19 protein-coding genes and 1 pseudogene are annotated in these 17,341 nt (G+C 46.2%); 12 read left to right on the forward strand and 8 right to left on the reverse strand.

The genetic code is table 11. The annotated features are described in order from the left end of the window. The first annotated feature begins 106 nt into the window (after positions 1-106). The 4 genes from IM485_RS04845 to IM485_RS04860 all read left to right on the forward strand — a co-directional run bounded on the left by IM485_RS04845 (position 107) and on the right by IM485_RS04860 (position 3,350). Entirely contained in the window at positions 107-928 is an 822-nt protein-coding gene (locus IM485_RS04845; RefSeq protein WP_287741639.1) for a cell division protein FtsQ/DivIB, read from the forward strand. 192 nt (positions 929-1,120) lie between these two features. Continuing rightward, a complete protein-coding gene (gene ftsZ, locus IM485_RS04850; RefSeq protein ID WP_287741641.1) occupies positions 1,121-2,368 on the forward strand; it encodes a cell division protein FtsZ in 1,248 nt (415 codons plus the stop codon). 6 nt (positions 2,369-2,374) lie between these two features. Beyond that, positions 2,375-3,175: a bifunctional hydroxymethylpyrimidine kinase/phosphomethylpyrimidine kinase gene (gene thiD / locus IM485_RS04855; protein ID WP_194015327.1), complete on the forward strand. Its 801-nt coding sequence runs from the start codon at positions 2,375-2,377 to the stop codon at positions 3,173-3,175. Positions 3,176-3,182: 7 nt separating this feature from the next. Beyond that, positions 3,183-3,350: a hypothetical protein gene (locus tag IM485_RS04860; protein WP_287741644.1), complete on the forward strand. Its 168-nt coding sequence runs from the start codon at positions 3,183-3,185 to the stop codon at positions 3,348-3,350. Positions 3,351-3,475: 125 nt separating this feature from the next. Here the strand turns inward: IM485_RS04860 and IM485_RS04865 are convergent, their stop codons facing one another. Continuing rightward, complete coding sequence (locus tag IM485_RS04865; protein ID WP_104398274.1) at positions 3,476-3,718, reverse strand: hypothetical protein; 243 nt, start codon at positions 3,716-3,718, stop codon at positions 3,476-3,478. Then, on the reverse strand, positions 3,672-3,959 hold the full coding sequence (locus IM485_RS04870) for a BrnT family toxin (RefSeq protein WP_104398273.1): 288 nt from the start codon (positions 3,957-3,959) through the stop codon (positions 3,672-3,674). Before IM485_RS04870 ends, IM485_RS04865 begins: the two co-directional genes overlap by 47 nt. Before the next feature lie 178 nt (positions 3,960-4,137). On the opposite strand from IM485_RS04870, the pseudogene IM485_RS04875 reads away from it, so the two are divergent. Beyond that, a pseudogene (locus IM485_RS04875) lies at positions 4,138-5,473 on the forward strand (SUMF1/EgtB/PvdO family nonheme iron enzyme). A gap of 250 nt (positions 5,474-5,723) precedes the next feature. On the opposite strand, the gene IM485_RS04880 reads toward IM485_RS04875, so the two are convergent. Further along, positions 5,724-7,235 carry an ABC transporter permease subunit gene (locus IM485_RS04880; protein ID WP_287741647.1) on the reverse strand — a complete coding sequence of 504 codons (1,512 nt, stop codon included), beginning with the start codon at positions 7,233-7,235 and terminating at the stop codon, positions 5,724-5,726. Between the two features lie 198 nt (positions 7,236-7,433). Here IM485_RS04880 and IM485_RS04885 point away from each other — a divergent pair, with 198 nt between their 5' ends. The 6 genes from IM485_RS04885 (at position 7,434) to IM485_RS04910 (ending at position 11,684) form a co-directional block, all read left to right on the forward strand. After that, positions 7,434-8,189 (forward strand): amino acid ABC transporter ATP-binding protein, encoded by a 756-nt coding sequence (locus IM485_RS04885; RefSeq protein ID WP_104398270.1) that lies wholly within the window; start codon positions 7,434-7,436, stop codon positions 8,187-8,189. A 2-nt stretch (positions 8,190-8,191) separates the two neighbouring features. Then, on the forward strand, positions 8,192-8,446 hold the full coding sequence (locus IM485_RS04890; protein WP_287741651.1) for a CsbD family protein: 255 nt from the start codon (positions 8,192-8,194) through the stop codon (positions 8,444-8,446). 60 nt (positions 8,447-8,506) lie between these two features. Next, positions 8,507-8,857, forward strand: a complete 351-nt coding sequence (locus tag IM485_RS04895) for a slr0373 family blue light stress response protein (protein WP_287741654.1) — start codon at positions 8,507-8,509, stop codon at positions 8,855-8,857. Between the two features lie 79 nt (positions 8,858-8,936). Next, the gene (gene ycf46, locus IM485_RS04900; RefSeq protein WP_194017365.1) at positions 8,937-10,448 is read left to right on the forward strand and encodes a stress-responsive protein Ycf46; all 1,512 of its coding nucleotides are present in this window, start codon (positions 8,937-8,939) and stop codon (positions 10,446-10,448) included. A 134-nt stretch (positions 10,449-10,582) separates the two neighbouring features. Continuing rightward, the gene (locus IM485_RS04905; protein WP_002731874.1) at positions 10,583-10,936 is read left to right on the forward strand and encodes a DUF1257 domain-containing protein; all 354 of its coding nucleotides are present in this window, start codon (positions 10,583-10,585) and stop codon (positions 10,934-10,936) included. A 100-nt stretch (positions 10,937-11,036) separates the two neighbouring features. Beyond that, positions 11,037-11,684 carry a class I SAM-dependent methyltransferase gene (locus tag IM485_RS04910; RefSeq protein ID WP_287741655.1) on the forward strand — a complete coding sequence of 216 codons (648 nt, stop codon included), beginning with the start codon at positions 11,037-11,039 and terminating at the stop codon, positions 11,682-11,684. A 374-nt stretch (positions 11,685-12,058) separates the two neighbouring features. Here IM485_RS04910 and IM485_RS04915 read toward each other — a convergent pair whose 3' ends face one another. The 5 genes from IM485_RS04915 to IM485_RS04935 form a co-directional block, all read right to left on the reverse strand. Beyond that, positions 12,059-12,838, reverse strand: a complete 780-nt coding sequence (locus IM485_RS04915; RefSeq protein WP_287741657.1) for an HNH endonuclease — start codon at positions 12,836-12,838, stop codon at positions 12,059-12,061. A 40-nt stretch (positions 12,839-12,878) separates the two neighbouring features. Beyond that, on the reverse strand, positions 12,879-13,964 hold the full coding sequence (gene ald, locus IM485_RS04920) for an alanine dehydrogenase (protein ID WP_287741659.1): 1,086 nt from the start codon (positions 13,962-13,964) through the stop codon (positions 12,879-12,881). A gap of 237 nt (positions 13,965-14,201) precedes the next feature. After that, positions 14,202-14,504, reverse strand: coding sequence for a DUF3181 family protein (locus IM485_RS04925; protein ID WP_079206097.1), 303 nt, complete (start codon positions 14,502-14,504; stop codon positions 14,202-14,204). After that, positions 14,497-14,751, reverse strand: coding sequence for a hypothetical protein (locus IM485_RS04930; RefSeq protein WP_002761850.1), 255 nt, complete (start codon positions 14,749-14,751; stop codon positions 14,497-14,499). The genes IM485_RS04925 and IM485_RS04930 overlap by 8 nt, the downstream gene beginning before the upstream one ends. Before the next feature lie 108 nt (positions 14,752-14,859). Next, positions 14,860-16,728, reverse strand: coding sequence for a cation:proton antiporter (locus IM485_RS04935; RefSeq protein WP_287741662.1), 1,869 nt, complete (start codon positions 16,726-16,728; stop codon positions 14,860-14,862). A 212-nt stretch (positions 16,729-16,940) separates the two neighbouring features. Here IM485_RS04935 and IM485_RS04940 point away from each other — a divergent pair, with 212 nt between their 5' ends. Continuing rightward, complete coding sequence (locus tag IM485_RS04940) at positions 16,941-17,156, forward strand: RelB antitoxin-like protein (protein WP_079206100.1); 216 nt, start codon at positions 16,941-16,943, stop codon at positions 17,154-17,156. The last annotated feature ends 185 nt before the right edge of the window (positions 17,157-17,341 follow it).

The following is a 17,341-nucleotide window of genomic DNA, read 5'->3' on the forward strand; positions in this document are numbered from 1 at the left end:
TTTATTATCTCTTTCTTTGTCAAACTGGTTATTTGAGTAGCGATCGAGTTGCCAGCAGCCCACTTCGCGACCTAAGATAACAGCAAAACTGTCCCAGATTTCCCCTATGAGCGATCAAATCTTTTCTTCCCTCTCCCTAGAACAAAAACGACAAAACCTGCGCCACCAAAGGCGATCAAAGGTGTGGCAAGCTCTAGGTCGCTTTCTGGTGGTTAGTGGTTTAGCGACGGGATTAGCTTGGGGGATGACTTCGCCCTATTGGACAATTACCAAGGCCGGACAGGTGGAAATCGCAGGTACGGAATTAATCTCGTCCGAGTCGATTCGTGCTTGGCTGAAATTAAGCTATCCTCTATCTATCTGGGAATTACCCACCCATCAATTGCGAGAAAAATTAGCGGCTATTCCCGCTATTGCCGATGTTAAGATCGAGCGGCAATTATTACCCCCGAAAGTGATTGTTTCTATTCAAGAAAGAAAACCTGTTGCCCGTTGGCGTTCCCATCAACAGCAAGGCTTTTTAGATGCCTCGGGAACGATAATTCCTCAAAACTATTATGGTCGAACTCTACCCAAAACCCAATTACCTAGCCTAGAAGTGCTTGGTTACGACCGACAATATCAACAACAGTGGCAAAAAATTTATCCCTTAATTGATAACTTATCGATTAAAGTTACCGCCATCGATTGGCGCAATCCTAGTAATCTTGTACTAAAAACTGAGCTAGGACAGGTCTATTTAGGTTTTTATAGAGATAGATTGCCCGAAAAATTAACCGCTCTTGTACAATCACGGCCATTGTCATCCAAGATACCTCTAGCGCGAATTATCTACATTGACCTGAGCAATCCCGATGCTCCCACTGTACAATTAAAACCGCAGCCAGCCCCTATGGTTGCCAAAGTAGCGGCAACCAGTCGGGATTAACTGGAATTTATCAGCAAAAAAACGCAATTATTCCCTTTAGGTATTGGCAAAAAAACCAAATTATGATTTTATGAACAAGAAACTGATACTGTGGATACTGGAACCGACATAATATTAGTGATAGTGTTAACAGTGCATCTCTGATTCACCAAATCAATAACAGAACCTTGTACTAAAAGTGTTCCAATTCCAATGACATCGATTAATGAAATTGTTTCCACCTATCCCAATCTGAACAGTAACGATTATGCCAGTTCAGCTATGAGCGAAGATAATCATTACTCTCAGAATAATGCTGGAGTATTATTTACTCGTCCCCATGAATCACAGATGACACCCCGAGAAGAAAGTCGTAGTAATCGCATCGTGCCGAGCAATGTCGCCAAGATCAAGGTGATCGGGGTCGGCGGTGGGGGCTGTAACGCCGTTAACCGCATGATCGCCAGCGGCGTGACCGGAATCGAATTTTGGGCAATTAACACCGATGCCCAGGCCCTAGCCCACTCCTCCGCCCCCCAGAGGTTACAAATCGGGACAAAATTAACCCGCGGCCTAGGGGCGGGCGGCAATCCGGCGATCGGACAGAAAGCGGCGGAAGAGTCCAGGGATGAAATCGCCCAAGCATTGGAAGGAACCGATCTAGTCTTTATTACCGCCGGCATGGGCGGCGGCACGGGAACGGGGGCCGCTCCAATTGTGGCCGAAATTGCCAAAGAAATCGGCTGTTTGACCGTGGGAGTTGTGACTCGTCCCTTTACCTTCGAGGGTCGTCGTCGCACTAATCAGGCCGATGAAGGGGTGGGCGGTTTACAAAGTCGGGTCGATACCCTGATTATTATCCCCAATAACCAGTTATTACAGGTAATACCCGCCGAAACTCCCCTACAGGAGGCTTTTCGCGTCGCCGATGATGTGCTGCGGCAAGGGGTACAGGGTATCTCGGATATTATCACTATCCCCGGTCTGGTGAATGTGGATTTCGCCGATGTGCGGGCAGTGATGGCCGATGCGGGTTCAGCCCTAATGGGCATCGGCATCGGTTCTGGAAAATCTCGGGCTAAGGAAGGAGCGATCGCGGCTATATCCTCACCGTTACTGGAATCCTCGATCGAAGGGGCGAAAGGCGTAGTCTTTAACATCACCGGCGGTCAAGATCTAACCCTACACGAAGTCAATGCCGCCGCCGAAATTATCTATGAAGTGGTTGATCCCAACGCTAATATCATCTTTGGGGCAGTAATTGACGAGAAAATGCAGGGAGAAGTCAGAATTACCGTCATTGCCACCGGTTTTTCCGGCGATTCCCCCTCTCGTCCCACCGGTAGTAAAGTGGTGATCAATACCCCCGCACCCAGTCCGGCCCCGACTCCCGAACCAGCAAAACCCGCAGGATTAGATATCCCCGAATTCTTGCAACGTCGTCGTCCTTTTGATCGCTAACCTCCTATGACTGCCATTGCCCTCACCATCGCCGGTTCCGATAGTGGTGGCGGCGCGGGAATTCAAGCTGATTTGAAAACCTTCGCCTTCCACCGAGTTCACGGCACCAGCGCCCTTACCTGCATTACCGCCCAAAATACCCTAGGGGTCGAGCGCGTCGAGTCCCTAAGTCCAGAAATGGTAACGGCCCAAATCGATGCCGTGGTCAGGGATTTCGGTGTGTCAGCGGTCAAGACGGGAATGCTGTTCAGCAGCGAGATTATCGAAGCAGTAGCCGAGGCGATCGAGCGCTGGCGTTTAATCAGTTTAGTGGTGGATCCGGTTATGGTTTCGCGGGTAGGAGCCAAATTAATTGATGATCGGGCTATAGATAGTCTTTTTAATAGTTTAATTCCCCTAGCTTCGATTGTTACCCCTAATCGTTACGAAGCACAGCTTTTAAGTGGCATTGAGATCAATGATTTTGAGACGATGAAAGCGGCCGCCGAAATTATTTTCCAGAAGTCGGCCACACCGGTATTAGTGAAGGGGGGAGGCATGAAAGGCCGGCTGCGTGGGGTTGATATCTGCTTTGATGGACAGGAATGGGAAACTTTTCAGACCAGAAGCGTCGAAACCAATAACACTCACGGGACTGGTTGTACTCTATCGGCAGCGATCGCCGCTAACCTCGCTTTGGGTGATGACCTGAAAATAGCGGTGAAAAAAGCCAAGGAGTACGTTACTAACGCCCTCGAGCATTCCCTTGCTATCGGTAGCGGAACCGGTCCTGTGGGGCATTTTTACCGCTTAAAAGCCCTAAATTAGTCGATTCATGACCACTACGCCGCGTATTTCCCCCCAAAGACCCCAGAGTTTGACTGGTCGCCCCTCGGTTCCCCTCTCGGTCTATCGGGAATTAGTCAAAGAATTGCAGGCCACCCAGGCACGGGTGGAATTTCTAGAAGCACAAAACCAGCAACTTGTCAAGAGTAATCGGTAATTACGTCAGGATGGCAGGTGGTGACTTTAATCGATAATCGCAGAGTCCTGTAGGGGCGAAGCATTCGGGTATAACCCATCGCTGAAACCGGAGATTTCCTGTCCGAATGCTTCGCCCTTACTTTTTCAGCAAGTCCTAACCAATTCAGGTAAAGGTTCAGGACCTACCCATCTACCTTGTTTCCAGATTTCCTCATCCTCTACCGGTAACGCATCGGGATCGGAACGGGCAGCTTGATCTATTTTCTCTTCGGTCATCTTGTTGAGACGTTCCCTCTCTTTTAGTTTTTCCGTGCCGGACTCGATGACGATTTTCTCTTGGCTACCGTCCTTTAAGAAAACTGTAATACGCTTTTCGTTTACGCTCATTTGCCCTCCTAGCACTAATTAATCGACACGATTTGCCTTTTAAGGTATATACAAGGCAATAGACCTGTTTTTCAAGTTCTCCAAACGCTATCGTCCGTTTTTCGCCATAACCCCTACGATTATCTGGGATTTCGTAAAGAAAAGTATCGAAAAGATCGAGAATTTCCTCAAAGTCCACATTATGTTTTTCTATGTTAGAACACCGCTTGCTCTCATCCCATTCAAACGAGTCAAACTTCATAGTTTATCAGTTAAGCCTATAGAAAACCTTTTAGTCTTGAGATAATATTAGGTAGAGATCTGATGGTCTCCGAACCCAATTGGTAGGGCGATAATCAGGCCAGACCGTGGAAACCGTGTGTTTAAGTCAGAGGATAGGGGAGAATGGCAGCGATAGAGAAGGGGGCTAGGGGTGAATAATGGAATTCGATGTATTTCTCTGTCACAATGGTCAGGACAAACCTGAAGTTAAAAAGATTGCCGAAACCCTCAAACAACAAGGTCTAACCCCTTGGCTAGATGAGTGGGAACTACAACCCGGACTGCCTTGGCAGCGAGAACTTGAGAAGCAGATTCAAAACATCAAGTCAGCCGCCGTTTTTGTGGGGGGAAGTGGCATCGGCCCCTGGCAACAGATGGAGATCGAAGCCTATTTACGCCGCTTTGTCAGGAACCAGTGTCCAGTCATACCTGTTCTGCTATCCAATGCGCCCGAGCAACCAGAGCTGCCACTTTTTCTGGAGGGAATGACTTGGGTGGATTTTCGGCGTTTGTCTCCCAAACCTATGGAGCGATTAATTTGGGGAATCACAGGAATTAAACCTCGTTCCCCTCTTGAATTAACTTCCGAAAATCCAAAAACCCCCAATAAAGAGGAGCAGATTAAGCAGATACTTCCAGTTCAGTCCCAAACTTTTACCTTTGAAACCTTTACTGTCAACCCCAATCGTAAAGTCAGCCTACCCGAAAGCAAAACCGCCCGCTACTACAGCGAAGATTTGGGCAACGGCATCACCTTAGAAATGGTCGCCATACCGGGGGGAACATTCACGATGGGAACGGAAGACGAGGAAATCGAAAGACTGGTGAAAAAATTTAACTGGGACGGATTTAGAAGTGAAAGACCTCAACATCGAGTAACCGTTTCTTCTTTCTACATGGGACGTTATCCTATCACCCAGGCCCAGTGGAAAGCGATCGCCGCAACCGCTAAAATAGATATCGACCTGGAGACAAACCCTTCTAACTTCAAAGGGGATGAGCTACCCGTAGAAAGAGTCAACTGGTATCAAGCAACGGAATTTTGTAAACGACTATCAAGGGAAACAAAACAGGAATACCGACTACCGAGTGAAGCGGAATGGGAATACGCTTGTCGTGCTGGAACCACCACCCCGTTTTACTTTGGGGAAACCATTACGGGAAAATTGGCCAACTACCGTGCCAGCGGAACCTACGCCGATGAACCCAAAGGAGAATATCGACAACAAACGACTCCCGTGGGACAATTTTCCCCCAATGCCTTCGGACTGTACGATATGCACGGCAATGTCTGCGAATGGTGTGCCGATACTTGGCACGATTGGCAGTGCCTGGACAGAAAAGGGGAATGATTATCGTTCTCCTCTGCGGGGCGGTTCTTGGTACGGGTATCCATATAACTGCCGTTCCGCTTACCGCGTCAATTACGCCCGCCGCGTCAACCGCAGCAACGTCGGTTTTCGGGTGGTGTGCGGTGCTGGGAGGACTTTGTAACCCTTTTCCCCTTTTTTTCCCTTTTTACCCTCATTTCCTTTTCTGGAATTTTCTGGGGCAAATATAGTACAAGTGTATTGACTTAGGGGTGGTCAATTACCTAGGGTTTGCTGAAAAAGTAGGGGCGAAGCATTCGGACAGAAAATCTGAGTAACCCACAGAAAACGGGTTTCTCCGAGAAACCCGTTTTCTGCTAACTGCACATATCTAACTACTTCCTGCCTTAGTTAACAGTTCCCATCTGTTGCCCCTAGGCTTTCTGTTCCTGTTTAGATTTATGTAGGGGATCCATATAAATCTCTAAGCGCTTAAATACCACGGAGGAAAGGGTAGTTAAAACCAAATAAACTAAAGCAACAGCGATATAAATTTCGAAAGCTTTATAGGTAGTGGCTACCATTAACTGACCTTGCCGGAATAATTCTTCAAAACCGATTACTGCCGCTAAACTGGTATCTTTAATTAGGGTGATAAATTCATTCCCCAACGGTGGCAACATCCGGCGAAAAGCTTGGGGAAAAATCACCTCGTGCATGGTTTGCACTGGGGACATTCCTAGACTAGAACAAGCTTCCCATTGACCATTATCGATCGATTGAATACCGCCGCGCATAATTTCAGCTAAATAGGCCGCTACATTTAAACTTAGGGCAAATAGGGCCGCCGGTAAACGATCTAAGTCGATATTTAAGCCAATTTCTCGGAACAACCCGGGCAAACCAAAATAGATCAAGAATAATTGCACCAGCATCGGTGTTCCCCGAAAGAAATCCACATAGATGCGGCAAATTGTTTTTAACCATTTGTAGGGAGAAATCAGGGCAATGGCCACTAAAGTTCCACCGATTAAACCGAAAAGAAAAGACAGAACCGTTAACAGAATTGTCCAGGGAACCCCTTTCACAATCAGGTTATAGAATAATTCTCCCCAGTTAAAACTTGATTCCTGTAAATTATTTAAAGCTGGGGCAACTAAGGGTAATTCTGGCGGTTTTTCTCCAAACCATTGCCGAAAAATAGCATCGTACCGACCACTTTCTATGACTCGACCGAGAGCATCATTAATTAACTGGAGATAGGGGGAATTTTTGGGTAAAGCAATCCCGTAGAATTCCTCTGTTAATAATTCTCCGACTACTTTTACTCTCCTTAAACCCGCTTGTTTAATTGCATACAAAGTCACGGGTTTATCGTTAACTACCGCCTCAACTCGACCATTAATTAATTCCTGCAAAGCTAAAGCGGCCGAGTCAAATTGACTAACTGTTGCCCCCGGTATTTTTGTCGCTTCTAAGGCTCCCGTAGTGCCAATTTGGACGGCAATTCTTTTGCCTTTTAAGTCTTCAAAATTTTTAATCGTCTTATTATCTTCCCGAACAGCGATCGCTAAACCAGCCCTAAAATAAGGTCGAGAAAAAGAAATCGCTTGAGCGCGTTCGGCGGTGATGGTCATGCCACTAATAGCGGCTTCTACTGTTCTCGCTTGTAGAGCCGGAATAATGCCATCAAAGGGTAAATTTCTAAAGTCAATGTTGAGATCGGCTTCCTCCCCAATCGCTCGCATTAAATCGATATCAAACCCGGTTAATTGTCCCCCTTGTTGAAATTCAAAGGGTGGAAAAGTTGCTTCTGTGGCGACTCGAAAAGGATTAGGAGGAGTCTGGGAAAAAGCGGGAATAACACTTAATCCAAGCGCCAAGACTAATCCTAACAAGGCAAAGATAACTCTCTGTACCGCCCGCCCTCGCCAAAATTTAATCATTTTTTAATTTTTTCTCCTTGATTTTTTTACTCAATTAAGTTACGGATTTCGCCCTACTTGCCACCTAAGACAGATGTAGAGAGACTATTTGAGTATTATGATTATTCCTCTTGATAAAATGTCGTCAAGGATACAATCTAGCAGAAACTAATCTGGATACTTTTATACAGAATGTAAAATTTTTTACGAGAGGATATTATGACCACTACCACCCCTGTGATTGTCAGTGAAGGTTTACGCAAAAGTTACGGCTCTTTAGAGGTACTTAAAGGAGTTACAGGCACTCTTTATCAAGGGGACGTGGTATCGGTAATCGGTCCCTCTGGCTGCGGCAAAAGTACCTTTTTACGCTGTCTCAATCGTTTGGAAACAATTAACGGCGGCCGCTTGGAGGTGATGGGAATTGACATCTCTTCCCCGAAGTTAAATCAATCAGTCCTCCGCAAGTTACGCAGCCGGGTAAGTATGGTGTTTCAACACTTTAATCTTTTTCCCCATCTCACCGTTTTACAAAACTTGATGTTAGCGCCCAAGCAAGTGTTACACCACTCGGAAAATGAGGCTAAGGATACGGCAATTCATTATCTGGAAAAGGTGGGATTAGCACCAAAAGCCGATGTTTATCCCGACCAATTATCGGGAGGACAAAAACAACGGGTGGCGATCGCTCGCAGTCTCTGCATGAAACCAGAGGTGATTTTATTTGATGAACCCACTTCGGCCCTGGATCCGGAATTAGTCGGGGAAGTGTTAAACGTTATGCGTCAATTGGCCAATGACGGTATGACTATGGTAGTCGTCACCCACGAAATGCAGTTCGCTAAGGAAGTCTCTAACAAGGTTTTGTTCTTTAATCAAGGTGTGATCGAAGAAGCAGGCGATCCCGACACCTTCTTTAATCATCCCCACAGCGAGCGCCTACAAGCTTTTTTAAGTCGCATCAATAGTAATTAGGGTTGGCTGAATTCAGGAGGCAAAAGACAGGAGACAGGAGACAGGAGACAGGAGGCAAAAGGCAAAAGGCAAAAGGCAAAAGGCAAAAGGCAAAAGGCAAAAGGCAAAAGGCAAAAGGCAAAAGGCAAAAGGCAGCTTTATTCTCTCCACACCCCACACCCCACACCCTACACCCTACACCCCACACCCTACACCCCACACCTACCAATTGTAAAGAAATGTTACAATTATGCTGTTATAACAGCTTACCGTCTTGACAGGAGGGAAAGACAGTGGTTATAGTAAGGACACATACCCGGGTAAACCAATTTAGTGATATGCAAGACAAGCAAAAAGTCACACTGTACCTTCCCCCTGGAGTCCATCGTCAACTAAAAATAAGGGCTGCGATAGATGAAGAATCGATGTCAGGTCTGGTGGAAAAAGCGGTCGCTTTCTACCTAAAATACCCCGAAAAGGTAGAAGAAATCGAAGCCGCCGCCTATGGCAAAACCTATCAGGTTCATGTCTGTCCCGAGTGTGATGCCGCCTTAGTAATGAAAGAAGATCGGCTAAGGTCGATCAAACGCCAGCCCGCAATAGTGGGCGACGAGTTCCCGATCGAAGTTCCCGAACCCGTTGGCGCTCAAGGAACCACAGAGGGAGAAGCAGCCTTAGTTCCCTGCTAAACTCTCAGTAGTCGAACAAGGTATCTACAGCCATCAGCCGCCCAAGGTCAAAACCGTTATCACAAATAGGGTCGATGTTATGAAAGAAGAGCTAGAAATTCTCGTCAAGGCTCAGTATCCCCTGATTTACCTCGTCACCTCCGAGGAGGAAAGGGCGGAAGAAGCCATCAGCAAAATAGCCCAACTAAATACACAACATCGACGGGTGTTTGTCTGGACTGTCACCCACGGCATGATCGAACTGGGTCAACCGCGCCAAACCAGTCAACATAATACCGTGTCGCCAGAAGCGGCGATCGAATGGGTAGTGCGTCAACGGGAAGCGGGTATCTACATCTTCAAAGACCTGCATCCGTTCATCACTTCTGCTCCGGTCAATCGCTGGTTAAGAGATGCGATCGCCAGCTTTAAAGGAACCGAAAAAATCATTATTTTAATGTCTCCCCTGCAAGAAGTCCCCATAGAACTAGAGAAAGACGTGGTAGTTCTAGATTTTCCCCTGCCGGACATGGGAGAGTTAGATACAGTTCTCTCGCAACACCTAGGCAAAAATCAAAATCGTCGTACCACCACAGAGGTTCGAGAAAAACTCCTGAAAGCGGCCTTGGGCTTAACCAAAGATGAAGCCGAAAAAGTTTACCGCAAAGCCCATGTAAAAGCGAACAAATTGACGGAAGACGAGGTAGAAATCGTCCTTTCCGAGAAAAAACAACTGATTCGCCGCAACGGAATCTTAGAATATATTGAAGAGGACGAGACCATCAATGCCGTCGGCGGTCTGGAAGAATTAAAAAGATGGTTAAAACAGCGCTCAAATGCCTTTACAGAAAGAGCCAGAGGTTACGGACTCCCCCAACCGAAAGGGATGCTAATTTTAGGAGTACCAGGCTGTGGTAAGTCCTTAATCGCTAAAACCACCTCGCGCCTCTGGAGTTTACCGCTCCTGCGCTTAGATATGGGACGGGTTTACGATGGTTCCATGGTGGGACGGTCTGAGGCTAACCTGCGTAATGCCCTAAAAACTGCCGAATCCATCTCTCCGGCCATTCTTTTCATCGATGAATTAGATAAAGCTTTTGCCGGTGGTACAGGATCCGCCGATTCCGATGGGGGAACCTCTAGCCGCATCTTCGGCTCCTTCCTGACTTGGATGCAGGAAAAAACCTCACCCGTCTTCGTTATGGCCACAGCTAACCGGATTGAACGGCTACCCGGGGAATTTCTCCGCAAGGGGCGCTTCGATGAAATCTTCTTTGTCGATTTGCCCAATTCCGAAGAAAGACAAGATATCTTTAATATTCACCTGACTAAACGACGCTCCGACATTTCTCGCTTCGATTTGGAGCAGTTAGCCAAGGTATCCGATGGGTTTTCCGGTGCGGAAATAGAACAGGCACTGATTGCCGCCATGTATGAGGCCTTCGCCCAAGATCGCGAATTCACGCAATTAGACATTATTGCGGCGATTAAGGCGACTCTGCCCCTATCTCGCACCATGACCGAACAGGTAACTGCCCTGCGTGATTGGGCCAGACAACGCGCCCGACCTGCTTCGGCCTCCGTCGCTGAGTACCAGCGATTGGAGTTCTAACAGACTTTCGCCCGCTCCCAACGGGATGAAAGGCTAGTTCTCAGGGACTAGCAATGCCTCGCAAAGCCGCTTGGCGGCACTCTTTAACTCTCAATCTGTTGTTGTTGATTCTTATCTACAAAGAGGAAATTCCAATGTCTCATTTTAGCACTCTCCGGACCAAAATCACCGATGCCGAAATCCTCAAAGCTTCTCTCCGCGACCTCGGCATTAGCGTGAAAACCGAAGCCGATGTTCGTGGTTACAACGGTCAACGGGTTCGCTCTGACATCGTTGCTGTTCTCGATGGCGAATATGATCTCGGTTGGTCTCGCAATACCGACGGCAGTTTCGATTTAATCGCTGACCTCTGGGGTGTAGCCAAAAAACACAATCAAACCGAATTGATCAACTCGATCAACCAAAAATACGCTGTGAACAAAACCCTATCCGAAGTGAAACAGCGCGGTCTGCAAAACGCTAACGTTAAGCTAGTCGTTCAAAGCTAAGATTTACAGCGCGTTCCCAAGCCTAGGGGTTGACCAGTTCGGTTAACCCTTTTTTCTGTCTGTGGGGTATGTTAAGAATAGTAAAATTAACTTGACAAAAATGCTCCGACCCGAAGAAAGAACTAAACTCGATCCGACGAAAGACAGCGATTTTTATGCTTTTCCCCGCTTTGTCACCCACGTGGATGAGGGTTTTATCGATCGATTAACCGCTCTCTACCGAGAGATATTATCGCCGAATACGCGCATTTTAGACCTGATGAGCAGCTGGGTGTCCCATTTACCGGAGGAGATGGAATTTGAGCATATCGAAGGTCACGGGATGAATGGGGAGGAGTTGGCCAAAAATCCCCGCTTGCATAGTTATTTTGTCCAGGACCTGAATGCACAGCCAAAATTGCCCCTAGAGGATAGTTCTTTTGATGCGGTGTTAATCACGGTGTCGGTGCAGTATTTGCAGTATCCAGAGGCGATTTTTGCGGAACTGTATCGCATTTTAAAGCCTAATGGTCTGGTGGTGGTTAGTTTTTCCAATCGTATGTTTTATCAAAAAGCGATCGCTGCTTGGCGCGATAATAGCGATTTAGGCCGGGTAGCGTTAGTGAAATCCTATTTTAAATCGGTGGCGGGATTTAGGGAAGTACAGGCGATCGTTCGTCCTGCTACTACCCCCAGTTTCCTGCAAATGTTGGGAATTATGGTCGCTGATCCCTTCTATGCAGTGATAGGGAAAAAGAATCCTCTCTAGGATTGTCATCATCGTTAAGTAGGGAGGCACAATTATTTGTAGAATGGTTTAGCGGTAGCGTAACCCATGCAGGCGTTGGGTTTCATGCTTCAACCCAACCCACAAGATCAGCGATAACCAATTATACTAAATCCGGTTATTAAAAACTGATTATTTATTCCCCTTTGCCTCTTGCCTTTTGCCTCTCCTCATAACTAGCCTGTACTCAACGGATTTAGTATTAAACCTCGATCAAAAGCAGTATCAGTATTATGAGTACGAGCTAGGCAATGATCAAATCACAATCTGGTTTTTGTTGTTCTCCATCACCCAATTTAATAGTCAATATATTTTGAAATCCTCGAACAGCAGATTTTTTATTAGTTATCCCATTTCTAGCCCTGAAATATATGATAGCGATGATAGTTTAAAAAATCTAAATCTGGTAAAAAGCGATCGGGAACATTTAAAATTTTACCGCGATAGTTGATAAAATTTAGTTCTAACGTCTCGCTACCTTGATCCTGAGCCTTTTTTTCGATCTCATGGCCAATAATTAATCTTAAATCCTCATCAAAACTAATTAAACCTTGATCGAAAGCAGTATCATGAGTACGAGCTAGGCACAAGCCATTATGAGGGTTTAAACGCTGTTCAGGAAATTGACTCCAGGGTAATATATGACTAGCTGTTAGTAACAGAGGAATGGGATTTCCTGTAATACAGCAACGATAGTTATATAGGGCTAAAATTGTCTTTCTAAAAAAGTTTTGTCCGATTCTAACTTTTCTGATTGCCTCAGTTTCTGTTTTGATATTTTCCGAAAAATCAAGTCTGGTAAAATCCTCTTGCTGTTCGTTAATAACTCCTAAAATAACCTGTAATTTTTCCTCACTTTCTAGGGCTAATTCTGTCCAGTTATCCTCGAACTCCTGCCAGATTTGCCGATCAGCTTTACTGATACCTTTTAACCCCTGTACTCCTCGCAATTGATGCCTGGGATCGAGAGAACCAAAATTACATAATTTCATCACCAGGGCCGATGGTGTTCGCTGTAACTTTTGAGCGACTTCGATAATAACAGGATTATTGGTGTGGAATTGTCCATAGGGAAATTTATAGTATAAATTGAGAGCGATCAGCAGCTCATCCCTTGTCCATAAATTCTTATTCATAACCCCTAGAAAATACCACCATCAGCCCTTAAATTACTGCTCAAATCAAATCGGGAAAAACTTCGCGCACTGCTGGATGAATTAACCGATGATTGGCGACATTTAACCCCTTAGCGAGGGAAACATCTTGATCCAAGGCTTTTACCCCATGGTCGGCTAATTTAATAACGTAGGGTAGGGTACTATTATTTAAAGCTTGGGTTGCCGTCCAGGGTACTGCTCCAGGCATATTAGGCACTCCATAATGTACTACTCCCGACTCCAAGTAAGTCGGTTGACTGTGGGAAGTGGCCCGCAGAGTTTCCACGCAGCCCCCTTGGTCCACTGCCACATCGACAATTACAGAACCAGGGTTCATTTTGGCGACTAAAGAGCGAGAAACCAGCGTCGGCGCTCGTTTTCCTAAGACTAGCACTGCCCCAATCAATAAATCGGCCCTAGGAACCACATTTTCTAATTGTGCCGGGCTACTGTAAAGCAATTCTACCCTGGAACCGAATAAAGTCTCTAAATAGGCCAAGCGCTCGACGTTAATATCTAAAATAGTTACTTTTGCCCCCATACCGATGGCAATTCTGGCCGCTTCCGTACCCACCACACCACCGCCAAGGATAACCACTTGTCCAGGACTCACCCCGGGGAAACCCCCCAGTAAAACTCCCCTACCTCCCTGTTGTTTTTCCAGATAGCGGGCCCCAAATTGTACCGAAAGACGACCAGCAATAACACTCATGGGAGTCAAGAGAGGCAAGCGACCATCGGCAAGCTCGACCGTCTCGTATGCGATCGCAGTTGTTCCCGACTCGATTAATGCTTCCGTTAAATAGCGCTCGGCCGCTAGGTGTAAATAGGTGAATAGGAGAGCTTCTTTATTTAAAAAGCCGTATTCTGCCTTAAGCGGCTCTTTTACCTTGACAACTAGCGGTTTATCCCAAACTTGTGCCGCTTTTTCCACAATTTTGGCCCCGGATTTTTGGTAATCTTCATCGCTGAATCCAGCACCCAATCCGGCGGCCGTTTCCACAAATACCCTGTGACCGCGATCATTGAGTACACGCACACTACTGGGACTTAAACCGACGCGAAACTCTTGATCTTTAATCTCTTTGGGAACACCTATTTCCATGGTTTGCTTCTGGGGGACTATTTCTAACTAGGGTATGCTGAAAAAGTTTTTCGGTGGGGGTAGGGTGTGGGGTGTGGGGTGTGGGGTGTGGGGTGTAGGGTTTTAGCCATTTTCAGGGGAAAAGTCCCTGAATTTTCCCCCGGATCACTCCAAGGGCCAGTACTTATCGAACAATGTTTTTAGATTTATTCAGCCAACCCTATAGTCGCGAGTTATCGGGCATACTATTGGGAAATTTTAGAAACTTTTTTGGTATTCTTCGAGCAAATCGATTAAATCCACCTGACATTTGGTGGGTAACAAATCCGCTAGAGAAACTTGCAGATGACCACCTCCGAGGGTGACTTTAATCTCCCGCAGGATAGACATGACTGCATTCTCGCTTAAGCTGTCGTTTTCGAGCAAAGGGAAGACTTTTTCGGCAACGACGCTGTGTAAATGTGCTTCCCGGAGATAGAGATGCCATTTAGCCACGTCAATGTAGATATTGTCGCCGATTTGGGCCGCCAGATTTTCGATGTCCTGAGTTGTGTTAGCCATGGGATGTTACCGAGTAGTTAGCGATCGCCGCTATATAAATCAAATGTCCCACCAATAGAATAGCCCAAATTCCCGTGAACAGATTTAACCAAGTCCAATCGGAAAATTTAATGATATGAAAAAACCACAACCCTGAATTAATCGCTAAAAAACCCGCTACATGAACGGCGAAATTCATGCGATCATCTAAACGTCGGAAAGCGGGATCGTTTTTGCGATCAGGTTGACGGGGCCAACGAGGAGGCATAAGCAGTGATCAGTTATCAATTATCAGTTATCAGTGTACCGTTTTTTTTAGCTAAGTTAAGTTGCCAGAGTGCCTATCCTCACCAAGAAGTTAATTTTGTCCTATTACTTATCTACTGGTGACAATTTCCACTTCGGGTAAGATTTCTAAAGATAAACGGGTTCTGACGGTGCCAGAAAGACGTTTAAGCAGTTGTGGGCGTAAATCGCGCAGAATATAGATTAATTCGTCTCCCGTGCGCCATTCTTCCCTTTCTGTGACTACCTGTAGGGAATTATCGCGACGCAATAGTAGGGGCAGCAGTTCGCCATTTTCGATTAATTTAGTTAATCTGGTCTGTTGTTCGCTCAAATCATCGGCCTTAAAGATAGTTTTACCCAATTTAATCTGATTATCGTCTAAATACTGATTCCATTCCTTAACCGAAAAACTGGGGAGAAAAACCTGATTAACCTTATTTTTATCTGGGTTGGGGGTTCCCGCAAAGGCAGCCAACACCCGGGGAGGATGAAATTCCTCGCTGGCTCTTTGGGCTAAAACCAGATTAACCTCGCTATTATTAGTCAAAACTAGAAAAGTCCCCATGGATTCGATGCCAGCTTCTTGCAGTATTTTTGTATCAAGTGCGCTACTCTGCAGCACCGTCAAACCCTCTTCTTTTGCTTGCTGACAGGCTGCGGCATCCGTATCGATTAAAACCACGTTTTCCCCTTGTTCTTGGAATAAACAGCCGATTAAGCGACCTAGGGGATTACAACCGACGATTACTGCTCCTGTTGCCGCAGAAGAAGTGATTTTTAGCCCTTTTGCCACCCACCGCGCCGTTAATCCCTGAATAAAAACGGTCATTAAAATTGTTAAAAAGACTAAAGCTTTGATCGCTTCACCGCCATTAATACCGGCACGGGTGAGTAAAATGGCAAATAAAGAAGCTACGGAGGCGGAAACGATTCCCCTAGGGGCAACCCAAGCGATAAATAACTTATGTCGCCAATTTAGGTCACTTTTTAGGGTACACAGAGCCACACTCAGGGGACGTACCACCAGCATCAAGACTAACACCGTCAGGACGCTGCCCCAACCCAAAGCGATCACACTGGCGATCGAAAGATCCGCCGCTAGTAAAATAAACAGTACCGACACGCAAAGAGTCGTTAATTGACCCTTAAAACGCCTTAATAACCGCTCATCGGGAACTGCCGCCGCTTTTAGGACAATTCCCGCCATTACCACCGCCATTAACCCCGATTCACTGCGACTAAATTGCGATAAACCAAATAACCCCCAGACTCCCGCTAAAACCACGAGATTCTTTAACTCAAAAGTGAGAAAATTGCAAGTTTTTATAATAAAACTTAACAATCCGCCTCCAGCAATGCCGATCGCCGCCCCGATGCCTAAACGCAGGGTTAAACCGGTGATAATTTCCATGGGGCGGGAATGACTATCAATAATCGTATTTAGCACCACTACGGCTAAAATTGCGCCCACAGGGTCGATTAATACCCCTTCCCCTTCCAAAAGCGTCGCCACCCGTCGATCTACGGCTACTTGCTTCAGCAAAGGCCCGATCACTGTCGGACCAGTTACCACCACTAAAGAAGCGTAAAGAAAAGCGATCGGCCAGGGAAATTCCCCCAACCAGTGGGCTGCCATACCGCCACCGATGAGAGTGATGGAAGTACCGAGGGTAACAAGATTGCGTAAACTGCCAGAAACTCGCCCTAATTCCCGTCCGCTTAGGCTTAAACCGCCTTCAAATAGGATAATCGCCACAGAGAGAGCAACAAGGACTTCTAAACCAATTCCCAGACTTTGGGGGTGTAAAATTTCCCAACCATCGGACCCCAAAGCAATCCCAAAAATAAGCAGGAAGACAATACTGGGAACTTTCAGGTATTCGGCAATGACTTGGGCTGTAATCCCCGCCACCACAGTGATGACAATTTGCAGAGTAAGGGCGAAAGATGGATCCATGTTTAGCGATCGGTTATCGGCTATCGGTTATCGAGGCGGGGTTATGGTTGGGGTTTAATCATTCTAATTATAGTTTTGATTCCCGCTCTGGCCCGGTCGGGAGGAAATAAGCATAACAAGCTCCAGAAAACGGGTTTCTTTGAGAAACCCGTTTTCTAATGTAATCGCGTAGTGCTATATCATAGACTTATCAAACTTGACAAGTCTTGTCTATGCTTTCAATAGAATACCTAACTGACCAAAACGGACAACCCAAAGCCGTTGTTATTCCGATTGAACTATGGAGACAAGTATTTCCCCAAGAAGATATGTCTTGTGAAGAGTTCACCGAAGCAATAGAAGACTACTGCCTTAACCAAGCGATGGATGAGGCACAGCAGAGTCCACTATTAGATATCGAAGAGGCACTGGCTTATTTGGAGCAATAGATTTAAGTAGGTAGGCGTTAAAAGTTGTCAGACACCCCCCTTATTAAGCTGTCCTTTAGTCACATCTTTCTTAACATTTCAAACCTTTGTCGCACATGGCTTTCAAGACTCGGTTAACAATCTGTAATATTCCTTGTTGACACCCTTACTGACAAAGAAAAAACTGAAATCAAGTCAGGATAAGG

The sequence above is a fragment of the Microcystis sp. M169S2 genome (assembly GCF_020245865.1).
GTDB lineage: Bacteria > Cyanobacteriota > Cyanobacteriia > Cyanobacteriales > Microcystaceae > Microcystis > Microcystis ichthyoblabe_A.

Bases quoted from the DNA above. Each gene is read 5' to 3' on its own strand.
- IM485_RS04940 (WP_079206100.1), top strand. From the start codon at position 16,941: ATGCTTTCAATAGAATACCTAACTGACCAAAACGGACAACCCAAAGCC.
- IM485_RS04860 (WP_287741644.1), top strand. From the start codon at position 3,183: ATGACCACTACGCCGCGTATTTCCCCCCAAAGACCCCAGAGTTTGACT.
- IM485_RS04865 (WP_104398274.1), bottom strand. From the start codon at position 3,718: ATGAGCGTAAACGAAAAGCGTATTACAGTTTTCTTAAAGGACGGTAGC.
- IM485_RS04870 (WP_104398273.1), bottom strand. From the start codon at position 3,959: ATGAAGTTTGACTCGTTTGAATGGGATGAGAGCAAGCGGTGTTCTAAC.
- IM485_RS04905 (WP_002731874.1), top strand. From the start codon at position 10,583: ATGTCTCATTTTAGCACTCTCCGGACCAAAATCACCGATGCCGAAATC.
- IM485_RS04910 (WP_287741655.1), top strand. From the start codon at position 11,037: ATGCTCCGACCCGAAGAAAGAACTAAACTCGATCCGACGAAAGACAGC.
- IM485_RS04880 (WP_287741647.1), bottom strand. From the start codon at position 7,235: ATGATTAAATTTTGGCGAGGGCGGGCGGTACAGAGAGTTATCTTTGCC.
- ycf46 (WP_194017365.1), top strand. From the start codon at position 8,937: ATGAAAGAAGAGCTAGAAATTCTCGTCAAGGCTCAGTATCCCCTGATT.
- IM485_RS04925 (WP_079206097.1), bottom strand. From the start codon at position 14,504: ATGGCTAACACAACTCAGGACATCGAAAATCTGGCGGCCCAAATCGGC.
- ald (WP_287741659.1), bottom strand. From the start codon at position 13,964: ATGGAAATAGGTGTTCCCAAAGAGATTAAAGATCAAGAGTTTCGCGTC.
- IM485_RS04885 (WP_104398270.1), top strand. From the start codon at position 7,434: ATGACCACTACCACCCCTGTGATTGTCAGTGAAGGTTTACGCAAAAGT.
- IM485_RS04845 (WP_287741639.1), top strand. From the start codon at position 107: ATGAGCGATCAAATCTTTTCTTCCCTCTCCCTAGAACAAAAACGACAA.
- IM485_RS04935 (WP_287741662.1), bottom strand. From the start codon at position 16,728: ATGGATCCATCTTTCGCCCTTACTCTGCAAATTGTCATCACTGTGGTG.
- ftsZ (WP_287741641.1), top strand. From the start codon at position 1,121: ATGACATCGATTAATGAAATTGTTTCCACCTATCCCAATCTGAACAGT.
- IM485_RS04930 (WP_002761850.1), bottom strand. From the start codon at position 14,751: ATGCCTCCTCGTTGGCCCCGTCAACCTGATCGCAAAAACGATCCCGCT.
- IM485_RS04895 (WP_287741654.1), top strand. From the start codon at position 8,507: ATGCAAGACAAGCAAAAAGTCACACTGTACCTTCCCCCTGGAGTCCAT.
- thiD (WP_194015327.1), top strand. From the start codon at position 2,375: ATGACTGCCATTGCCCTCACCATCGCCGGTTCCGATAGTGGTGGCGGC.
- IM485_RS04915 (WP_287741657.1), bottom strand. From the start codon at position 12,838: ATGAATAAGAATTTATGGACAAGGGATGAGCTGCTGATCGCTCTCAAT.